This window comes from Paraburkholderia sp. Ac-20347 (assembly GCF_017104805.1).
Classification (GTDB): Bacteria; Pseudomonadota; Gammaproteobacteria; order Burkholderiales; family Burkholderiaceae; genus Paraburkholderia; species Paraburkholderia tropica.
Genome location: NZ_JAAGPN010000294.1, coordinates 1 through 9,540, shown reverse-complemented (window position 1 = coordinate 9,540; position 9,540 = coordinate 1). Strand labels below are relative to the sequence as shown.

10 protein-coding genes are annotated in these 9,540 nt (G+C 67.0%); 7 read left to right on the top strand and 3 right to left on the bottom strand.

The window, feature by feature from the left end; all coding sequences use genetic code 11:
* Window positions 1-301, top strand: a 301-nt coding sequence (locus G3N97_RS32985; protein WP_205997098.1) for a hypothetical protein, incomplete at its 5' end; no start/stop codon positions are given.
* A 119-nt stretch (window positions 302-420) separates the two neighbouring features.
* Entirely contained in the window at window positions 421-990 is a 570-nt protein-coding gene (locus G3N97_RS32980; protein ID WP_205997097.1) for a thioredoxin, read from the top strand.
* Window positions 991-1,178: 188 nt separating this feature from the next.
* Here the strand turns inward: G3N97_RS32980 and G3N97_RS32975 are convergent, their stop codons facing one another.
* From G3N97_RS32975 to G3N97_RS32965, 3 genes are all read right to left on the bottom strand, one after another.
* Window positions 1,179-1,928 carry a glycosyltransferase family 2 protein gene (locus G3N97_RS32975; protein ID WP_176081692.1) on the bottom strand — a complete coding sequence of 250 codons (750 nt, stop codon included), beginning with the start codon at window positions 1,926-1,928 and terminating at the stop codon, window positions 1,179-1,181.
* Between the two features lie 106 nt (window positions 1,929-2,034).
* Complete coding sequence (locus G3N97_RS32970) at window positions 2,035-2,241, bottom strand: hypothetical protein (protein ID WP_065064067.1); 207 nt, start codon at window positions 2,239-2,241, stop codon at window positions 2,035-2,037.
* Between the two features lie 304 nt (window positions 2,242-2,545).
* Complete coding sequence (locus G3N97_RS32965) at window positions 2,546-3,433, bottom strand: SDR family oxidoreductase (protein WP_205997096.1); 888 nt, start codon at window positions 3,431-3,433, stop codon at window positions 2,546-2,548.
* A gap of 112 nt (window positions 3,434-3,545) precedes the next feature.
* On the opposite strand from G3N97_RS32965, the gene G3N97_RS32960 reads away from it, so the two are divergent.
* From G3N97_RS32960 to G3N97_RS32940, 5 genes are all read left to right on the top strand, one after another.
* On the top strand, window positions 3,546-4,466 hold the full coding sequence (locus G3N97_RS32960) for a helix-turn-helix transcriptional regulator (protein ID WP_205997095.1): 921 nt from the start codon (window positions 3,546-3,548) through the stop codon (window positions 4,464-4,466).
* Window positions 4,467-4,475: 9 nt separating this feature from the next.
* Window positions 4,476-5,414, top strand: coding sequence for a LysR substrate-binding domain-containing protein (locus tag G3N97_RS32955; protein WP_205997094.1), 939 nt, complete (start codon window positions 4,476-4,478; stop codon window positions 5,412-5,414).
* Window positions 5,415-5,552: 138 nt separating this feature from the next.
* Window positions 5,553-7,304, top strand: coding sequence for an L-lactate permease (locus G3N97_RS32950; RefSeq protein WP_205997093.1), 1,752 nt, complete (start codon window positions 5,553-5,555; stop codon window positions 7,302-7,304).
* A gap of 123 nt (window positions 7,305-7,427) precedes the next feature.
* The gene (locus G3N97_RS32945; RefSeq protein ID WP_205997092.1) at window positions 7,428-8,609 is read left to right on the top strand and encodes a CaiB/BaiF CoA-transferase family protein; all 1,182 of its coding nucleotides are present in this window, start codon (window positions 7,428-7,430) and stop codon (window positions 8,607-8,609) included.
* A complete protein-coding gene (locus tag G3N97_RS32940) occupies window positions 8,606-9,535 on the top strand; it encodes a CoA ester lyase (protein ID WP_205997091.1) in 930 nt (309 codons plus the stop codon). Before G3N97_RS32945 ends, G3N97_RS32940 begins: the two co-directional genes overlap by 4 nt.
* Window positions 9,536-9,540: the final 5 nt, after the last annotated feature.

Genomic DNA, 9,540 nt, shown 5'->3' with positions numbered 1-9,540 from the left:
GACGGACGGCCCGCAAGGCGGCAGCGACGGACGCGGCGGCGGCATGGGCGCGCACGCGGCGCTGCCGCCCGTGGCGATCCCGAATCAGCCGGCGCTCGCGAGCCGTCCGATCTATCCGTTCCCGCAGATCGCGCACTATCTCGGCAAGGGCGATCCGAAACTCGCGTCGAGCTACGGTCCCGCCGCGAGCCCCGTGAAGGAGCCCGCTTCGATCGACTGGTACGGCGCGTTCATGCTGCGTCCAGGCTTCCAGAAGCAGTACGTCGTGCGCGACGATACGCTCTTCCCGCTGCCGCAATAACGACCATGACGGTACGCGACGTGCGCGGTTTTCGGGCCGCTTGCACGTCGCTTGCACGTCGCTCGCACGTTGCGTACTCGTCGCGTGACATCCCTCATCCTCAACCGGAATCAGAAACCATGACGCAACCCGCTTCTTCCGCGCCGACGTGGCGCGCCGATCCGCTCACCTGGGGCCACGGCCCGCGCGTTTTCGAAGTCTTTCTCGAACCGACCTGCCCGTACTCGGTGCGTGCGTTCGGCAAGCTCGACGCCCTGCTCGACACCGCGGGCGCGGAGAACGTCACGATCAAGGTCCGCCTGCAATCGCAGCCGTGGCACATGTATTCGGGCGTGATCGTGCGCTGCATTCTGGCGGCGTCGACGCTGCCGGGCGGCAAGGAAAGCGCGAAAGCGGTGCTGGCCGCGGTGGCCGCGCATCGCGAGGAATTCGAATTCGAGCGCCATTGCGGCGGCCCGAACATGGACGCGACGCCCAACGACATCATCGCGCGCATCGAACGCTATAGCGGCCTCGCGCTGCGCGAGGCGTTCGCCATTCCCGGTCTCGACACCGAAGTGAAATGGCACGCGAAATACGCGCGTCAGAATGGCATCCACGTGTCGCCGACCTTCATGATCGACGGCCTGGTCGATCCGAAGATCAGCAGCGGCGATGAGGTCGCTGCGTGGGCCGAGCGCCTGCGTTAAAACGCTGGTTTTAGCGCTAACGCATCAAGAAGAAAACCGGACGCACTGCAAGCCCTTGCCGTGCGTCCGTTCAACGTGTTTTTCGCGTGGGATCTGACTGGGCAACGTGTGGCGCGATTGGCCGTTAGTTGCGAATGTAGCGTCAAAAAAACGGCGATCGACTCGCATCGACCACCGTTTTCCACGCGTTACGGCGTACCGAGACGCGCGAGCTTCAGGAAGCGGTAATAAACCGTTTCGGCGTTGTACACCGCGATCACGAGACCCGCGCGGCCATCGAGAAAGCCGCGGCGCAGCACATAAGTGCGAATGAACGCCCACAGGCCGCGCCCGAGCGCCTTGCTCACACTGCTGCGTTTCGCCGACGCGCGACGCTGTTCGGCGCCCAGCGTCGAATACAGATCCATCTTGCGCAGCACGCTTTCGACATCGTCGTACGAGTAATGCATGAGCTTGCCCGTGAGACGGCGGCTCGGCGCGTCGTACACCACGCGCTCGTGCACGAGGTCGGTCGAAAACCGCGCCACGTCGCGCGGAAACAGACGCGGAATCCAGTCCGGATACCAGCCCGAGTGATAGATCCACTGACCGCAAAAACTCGACAGCCGGTCGACCGCATACACGACCTGATCGGGTTGCGCGATCGCCTCGCGAATCGATTGCGCGAGTTCGGGCGTGACGACTTCATCGGCGTCGATGGACAGAATCCATTGCGTCGACAAGGCGTCGATCGCGCGATTCTTCTGCGCGCCGAAACCGGGCCAATCCGCTTCGATCACGCGTGCGCCGTGCTGGCGGGCGATCTCCAGGGTGTCGTCGGTGCTGCCGCTGTCGATCACGACGATTTCGTCGGCGAAGCGCACGGATTGCAGGCATTCCGCCAGATGCTTTCCGGCGTTCAGGGTGATGATCGCTACGCCTAGCTGCGATGCTTTCAAGTTGTCCTCAACATCCTGCGTGACTGCCATATCGGAGGATGCGCGCGCGACGCACCGGCCACGGCAACGCGGCGGTCCGTCATGCGCGCTTCAGGCTTCGGGTCGATCAGGCGAACGTGCTTGCGTGCGGCACGACGATCGCGCCGTGCGGGCCGCCACCGCCACCCGGGCCGCCGCCGAAACCCCCACCGCCACCGCCGCCGGGACCACCGCCCGGACCCCACGCACCCGGACCACAGAACGGCCACAGGCAGCAACCGCCAAGCGCGGCCGCCACTGCAATTGCGCTTGCCAGCGCCAGCAACTTCTTCATGAAAACTCTCTTCTTCAGGCAACGAAACAATGCAACAAGCTGGTCGGTATGCTTGCAGAATTCAATCGCAGCTTGTTTACGCTGTGTTACGCGTTCTTTCCGCGCCTGACTCCGACAATTCGCAATGCGTAGTAAGTATTGGTAAGGATGCGCGCGAATGCGCACAAGAACGTGCGCCGTGCACGCATCAGCGGCACGGCGCATCTGGCAATCCGGCGTTCAGGTCGAACTCAATCGATCAGCATGCCGAACTAATTGACAAGAAGGACCGCGCGCATTGCGCACGCCGCGTCCCAATCCTCCGTTACACGAAACGCGCTTCGTCGAGATCGGCGATCAGCGTCGGGCCAACCGGCTGCCAGCCCAGCCGCGCGCGCGTGAGTGCGCTCGACGCCGGCATGTCCATGCCGACGAACATCGCCATCCAGCCGAAATGCGCCGCTGCTTCGGCGGGCGCAATCGACGCCGTCGGCAATCCGAGCGCACGAGAAAGCGACTCGGCGATCGCGCGGCTCGACACGCCTTCTTCGCCGACAGCGTGATAGCGCGCGCCCGGCGCGCCTTTTTCGAGCGCGAGACGATAGAGTCGCACCACGTCCGACAGATGACCGGCCGGCCAGCGGTTCTGGCCGTCGCCCACCCACGCGCACACGCCCTTCTCGCGCGCCACCGCGACGAGCGGCGTAATGAGCCCTTGCCGGTACGGGTTGTGAACCTGCGGCAGACGCAGCACGCGCACGTCGAGGCCTGCATCGAGCAGTTCCTGGCCCGTCAGTTCGGAAGCGATACGCGGATTTGCATGGGTCGCGTCGAACACGTCCTCGCTGGCCGGCTCGCCGTGCTGACCGCTGCCGACGCCCGTGCCCGACGTGATGATGAGCGGACGCTTCGAGCCCGCGAGCGCCGACCCGAGCGCGCGGATCGCGAGGCGGTCCTTTTCGCAGTTCTCGACGAAGCGCGAAAAATCGTGATCGAACGCCGTGTGGATGACCGCGTCCGCTTGCGCCGCGCCGTGGCGCAGACTGTCCAGATCTTCGAGCGTGCCGCGATGCACCTGCGCGCCCGCCTGTTCGAGCGCCTGCGCACCCGCGTCGGAACGCGTCATGCCGAGTACGTCGTGGCCCGCGTCGATGAGTTCGCGCACGAGCGCCGAGCCGATAAAGCCGGTCGCGCCGGTCAGAAAAATACGCATGTTGCTACTCCTGGGTCGTGGAACGCGTACTATCTGCCGTTTAGCTATACCGTTAAAGTAGTGAGATCATCATAATAAGATGGTTAACAGGATAGCGAGGTTCGCTGCGAACATGCCTCCCCACGTTGCCTCGGTCGCCTCGCTCGGCGACTTTCTCAAGCGCTGCCGCACGCGGCTCGATCCCGCCAGCTTCGGCTTCAGCGGCCGCCGCCGCACGCCCGGCCTGCGCCGCGAGGAAGTCGCGCAGCGCGCGCATATCAGCCCGACCTGGTACACCTGGCTCGAACAGGGACGCGGCGGCGCGCCATCGCCCGAAGTGCTCGATCGCATCGCGGGCGCGCTGATGCTCACCGAGCCCGAACGCGAACACCTTTTCATGCTCGGGCTGGGACGGCCGCCGGAAGTGCGCTACCGGCCCGTCGAGGGCGTCAATCCGCGTCTGCAACGACTGCTCGATTCGCTGCAATACAGCCCGGCCATCATCAAGACGGCGACCTGGGACGTGGTGGCGTGGAACCGCGCCGCCGCCATCGTGCTGACCGATTACAGCAAGCTGCCGCCCGGCCAGCGCAATATCCTGCGCTTCCTGTTCTGCAATCCCGACGTGCGCGCCAAGCAGCACGATTGGGACGCGGTCGCGCGCTTCGTGGTCGGCGCGTTCCGGGCCGATGTCGCGCGCGCCGGGCTCGTCTCCGCCGTCGGAGAGCTGGTCGATGAACTGTGCAGCCTGAGCCCCGAATTCGACGCGCTCTGGCGCAGCCATGAAGTACACGGTCAAAGCGAGGCGCACGGCGTGAAGCGCCTGCATCATCCGGTGCTCGGCCTCGTGGAGATGGAGCAGTCGTCGTTTTCCGTCGATGGCCGCCCGGACCTGCACATGCTGGTCTACAACCCGCTCGGCGCGGAGACGAACGCGCGCATCCGGGCGCTGATCCAAGCGGCGGCTTCGGTGGAAGCTTCGCCCGATTCCTCGCCCGAAGCATCCACCAGCGACGACGCGACACGCGTGACGGCGGAGCCCGGCGTGCGATAAGCTAGGCCTATGGATATCCGGCAACTCAAGTATTTCGTCGCGATCGTCGATTGCGGCAGTCTCTCCAAGGCGGCCGAGCGGCTGTGCGTCGCGCAGCCGTCGCTGAGCCAGCAGGTCGCGAACCTCGAAGGCGAACTCAAGAGCCAGTTGCTGCTGCGCAGCCATCAGGGCGTGCAGCCGACCGAGGCGGGCCGCGCGCTCTATCTGCGCGCGCGCGACGTGTTGCGCCAGGTCGAGGAAATCCCGCTCGCCGTGCAGGTGAAAGGCACCGAATCGGGCCAGGTCGCCATCGGTCTGCCGACCAGCGTGGCCGTGGTGTTCGCGCTGCCGCTCTATGAATATGTGCGGCGCCACTATCCGGGCATCCGCCTGCATATCGTCGAGGGCATGAGCGGCTATCTTGCCGAGCTGATGGCGAACGGCCGCCTCGACATGGCGATCCTGTTTCGCGAAGCCGAAACGCGCGGCATCGCCGTGCGGCCGCTGTTCGAGGAAAACCTGTACGTGTTCGGCGAGATCGACGGCATCGGTGCGGGCGCGGACGTGCCGCTGCGTCGTCTCGCCGACGTCCCGCTCGTGCTGCCGAGCGCCGCGAACGGCCTGCGTCTGCTGATCGAACGCGCCTTCGCGCGCGAAGGCATCGAGCCGAAAGTGGTCGCCGATATCGACTCGCTGCCGACCATGCTCGCGATCGCGCGTCAGGGCGGCGGCGTTACGCTGGTCTCGTCCGACGCGTTCGGCCGCAGCGCCGATCAGCACCTGATCCACCGTCTCGTCGAACCCGAGATCGCGCGCGCCGTGGCGTTGTGCGTGCCCAACGCGCTGCCGACCAGCGCCGCCTCGCTGGCGATCCAGAAAGTGGTCGAGCAACTCGTCGCCGAACTCGTGGAAAGCGGCGTCTGGGCGGGCGTGCTGCCGGGCCGATCCGCGCCGCGCTCGCGTCGCTGAACCTGGATCTGACAGAACCACTATAGGCTGGACCTATACCCGATAGCCGCAATCGGTATTTCACGACGCGCGCGCCGGCGGTTAGATTGTCTCCTTCGATTCGATAGAAAACGTCCGTGAGACGTTCGAAGGAGACGCATGTACACCCAGATATTCGATCCGGTCGCGCATTCCGTCGCGGCTTCCGCCGCGTTCGCGGCCCTCCCGCTCTTGACCCTGTTCGTGCTGCTCGGCGTGCTGCGCCTGCCCGCGCGCTGGGCCGCGCTCGCCTCGCTGATCGTGTCGATGATCGTGGCCGCGTTCGTCTACGGCATGCCAGGCGGCCAGGTCGTGAGCGGCGCGCTCGAAGGCGCGGCCATCGGTTTCTTCCCGATCATCTGGATCGGCATCAACGCGATCTGGCTGTTCAAGCTCACCCAGGCGAGCGGCCACGCCGACGTGCTGCGCCGCGCGCTCGCCCACGTGAGCCCCGACCAGCGCGTGCAGGCGGTGCTGATCGCCTTCTGCTTCGGCGCGCTGCTCGAAGCGCTCGCGGGCGGCGGCGCGCCGGTCGCGATCTGCGCCGTGCTGCTGATCTCGCTCGGCGTGGAGCCGATCAAGGCCGCGACCGTTTGCCTGCTCGCCGACACGAGCCCGGTCGCGTTCGGCGCGCTCGGCCTGCCGATCACCGTGCTCGCGAAGATCACGCGCCTGCCGGTGCACGACATCAGCGTGATGGTCGGACGCCAGGCGCCGCTGCTTTCGCTGTTCATCCCGCTCATGCTCGTGTTCATTCTCGACGGCCGACGCGGACTCAAGGAAGTCTGGCCGCTCGCCGCGGTCGCAGGTTTCGCGTTCGCGTTCGCGCAGTTCGCGGGCTCGATGGCGCTGCCGGTCGAACTCGTCGATATCGTCGCGGCGCTGTTCTGCGCGGGCGCATCGATCGCGTTTCTGCGTCTGTGGTCGCCGGCGGTGCTGCGCAGCGATCTCGCCGCGGCCGGTGGCGGCGCGTCACACGCGAATGAAGCACGCGAAGCACGTGGCGCGGGCCTGCAAGGCGGCGCGATCGCCATGCCGATGACGGGCGGCGGCGCATCGTTCGAATCCGCCGCGCAACGCACGACGCAAGGACAGACGCAACGCCACGCTTTCGCCGACACCCCGCGCGACTCCGCCGCCGAAGTGCTGCGCGCGCTCGCGCCCTACGCCGCCGTGATTCTCGTCGTCGCCGCCACGCAGATCGGTTTCGTTGCGCACGCAATGGGTGCGCTGACCTCGGCGTTCGCGTGGCCCGGTCTGCATGTCGTCGATCCGAAAGGCGCCGCTGTATCCGCCGTCAACGCGAAATTCGAATGGCTGCTGTCCGCCGGCTCGATCGTGCTGATCGCGGGCGCGCTCTCGGTGCCCCTGCTCAAGCTCGACGTGCGCACCGCCGCCCGCACGTACGTGAAGAATCTGCACGAACTGCGCTGGGCCGTGTTCACGGTCTGCTGCGTCGTGGGCGTCGCGTACATCATGAATCTCTCCGGGCAGATCGTGACGCTCGGCATCTGGGCCGCGCGCGCCGGCACCGCCTTCGCGCCGGTTTCGCCGGTGCTCGGCTGGTTCGCGACCGCACTCACGGGATCGGACACCTCGGCCAACGCGCTGTTCGGCATGCTCCAGTTGACGACCGCGCATCACACCGGCCTCTCCGACATTCTGCTCACCGCGGCGAACACCTCGGGCGGCGTGGTCGGCAAGGCGATCTCGCCGCAGAACCTCGCCGTGGGCGCGGTCGCGGTGGGTCTCGTCGGCCGCGAGGGCATGCTGTTTCGCCGCGTCGCGGGCTGGACCGTGCTGATGATCGCGGCGCTGAGCCTGCTCGTCTGGGCGCAGTCCACGCCGCTGCTCGGCTGGATGGTGCCGTAACGCACGTTGTCGCAAGTCAATTTTCACGCTGTATAGCCAGACCCGTATTTCGCGTCGCGCGGCCCGCATGATTCATCGATGCGCACGCCGCCGCGCCGCACACTAGCAAGGAAACCCGACGTCATGCATAACTCCGCTCTCCCGCTCGCCGACATCACGGTCGTCTCGATCGAACAGGCTATCGCCGCGCCGCTCGCCAGCCGCCATCTCGCCGACTGGGGAGCGCGCGTCATCAAGATCGAGCGTCCGGGCGCGGGCGATTTCGCGCGCGGCTACGACACCGCGATGGACGGGCTGTCGAGCCAGTTCGTCTGGACCAACCGCTCGAAAGAGAGCCTCGCGCTCGACATCAAGGACGAGCAAGGTCAGGAGACGCTCGAAGCGCTGCTCGCGCGCGCCGACGTGTTTATCCAGAACCTCGCGCCGGGCGCGGCGCAGCGTCAGGGCCTCGACGCGAAGTCGCTGGTCGAGCGTTTCCCGCGCCTGATCGCCTGCGATATTTCGGGCTACGGCAGCGGCGGCCCGTACAGCAGCAAGAAGGCCTACGATCTGCTCGTGCAGTGCGAAACCGGATTCCTCTCGATCAACGGCACGCCCGAGACGCCCTCGAAATGCGGCCTCGCGATCGCCGACATCGCCACCGGCATGTACACGCTCAACGGCATCCTGATGGGCCTGCATCAGCGCGCACGTACGGGCCGCGGCATGGCGTTCGAAGTCTCGCTGTTCGACGCGATGACCGAGTGGATGAGCTATCCCGCCTACTACACGCGCGGACGCGGCGAACCCGTGCCGCGCAGCGGCGCGCGCCACGCGACCATCGCGCCGTACGGACCGTTCGCGACCGGCGACGGCAAGACGGTGTTCTTCGGCGTGCAGAACGAACGCGAATGGCGCAGCTTCTGCGAGGTCGTGCTCGGCGACGCGAGTGTGGCGACCGATCCGCGCTACGTGACGAACTCGCTGCGCCTCGCGAATCGCGACGCGCTCGAACGCGGCATCACCGAACGCTTCGCCGCGTGGACGAGCGACGAAGTGCTCGCGCGGCTCGACCGCGCCGCGATCGCCAACGGCAAGATGAACGACGTGGAAGCGCTGCTGGAGCACCCGCAACTCGTCGAGCGCGATCGATATCGCAGCGTGGGCACCGAGCGCGGCGCGATGGACATGTTCCTGCCCGCCGTGACGATCGCGGGCGTGGAGCCCGTGATGGGCCCGGTGCCCGCCGTGGGCGAGCACACCGAATCCATTCTCGCGGAACTCGCCGAACGCGCGGAAAGCGCCGCGCAACGGAGCGAAGCATGAACGCGCCGCGCGTGACGCGCACCGTGCTCGCGGTGCCGGGGCATCGGCAGAACATGCTGCAATCGGCGGCGGCGAGCGCGGCGGACGCGGTGTTCATCGATCTCGAAGATGCCGTGCCGCTCGACAAGAAACGCGAAGCGCTCGACGGCGCGGTGCAGGCGCTCAACACGCTCGACTGGCACGGCAAGTGGGTGTCGGTGCGCATCAACACGACGGCGCACGGTATCGCCGTGCACGAAGTGGAAACGCTCGTGCGCGACGCCGCCCGGCTCGACGCGGTGCTCGTGCCGAAGGTGGAAAACATCGCGACGGTGCACGAGGTCGAGCGGCTGCTGCGCGAGCGCTCTACCGAACATCGTCCCCTCGCCATCGAAGCGCTGATCGAAACGGCGCGCGGGCTCGTCTGTGTCGACGACATTGCCGCGTCGAGCGAACGGCTCGCGGCGCTGCATTTCGGCGTCGGCGATTTCGCGGCGTCGATCGGCGCGCGCACGGTGGAGATCGGCGGCGCGCACGCGGGCTACGCGCACACCGCGAAGACCGACGACGGCCACTACAGCACGACCGCGCTCGATCTCTGGGCCTATCCGATGATGCGTCTGCTGGTGGCCGCGCGCGCCTTCGGTCTGCGCGCCATCGACGGTCCGTGCGGCGCGTTCCGCGACGCCGTGCTCACGCGCGCGTGGGCGCTGAAGGCCGCCGCGATGGGTTACGACGGCAAGCAGGTGATTCATCCTTCGCAGATCGAGCCGACCCGCGCCGCCTTCTCGCCGACCGACGACGAAAAGCGCGACGCGCGACGCACGATCGAGGCGCTGGAAGCGGCGCAAGCGGCCGGACTCGCGGCCGTGTCGCTGGACGGCAAGCTCGTCGATTTCGCCAACGTGCGCATGGCGCAGCGCGTGCTGGCGATGGCCGACGCCTGACGCGG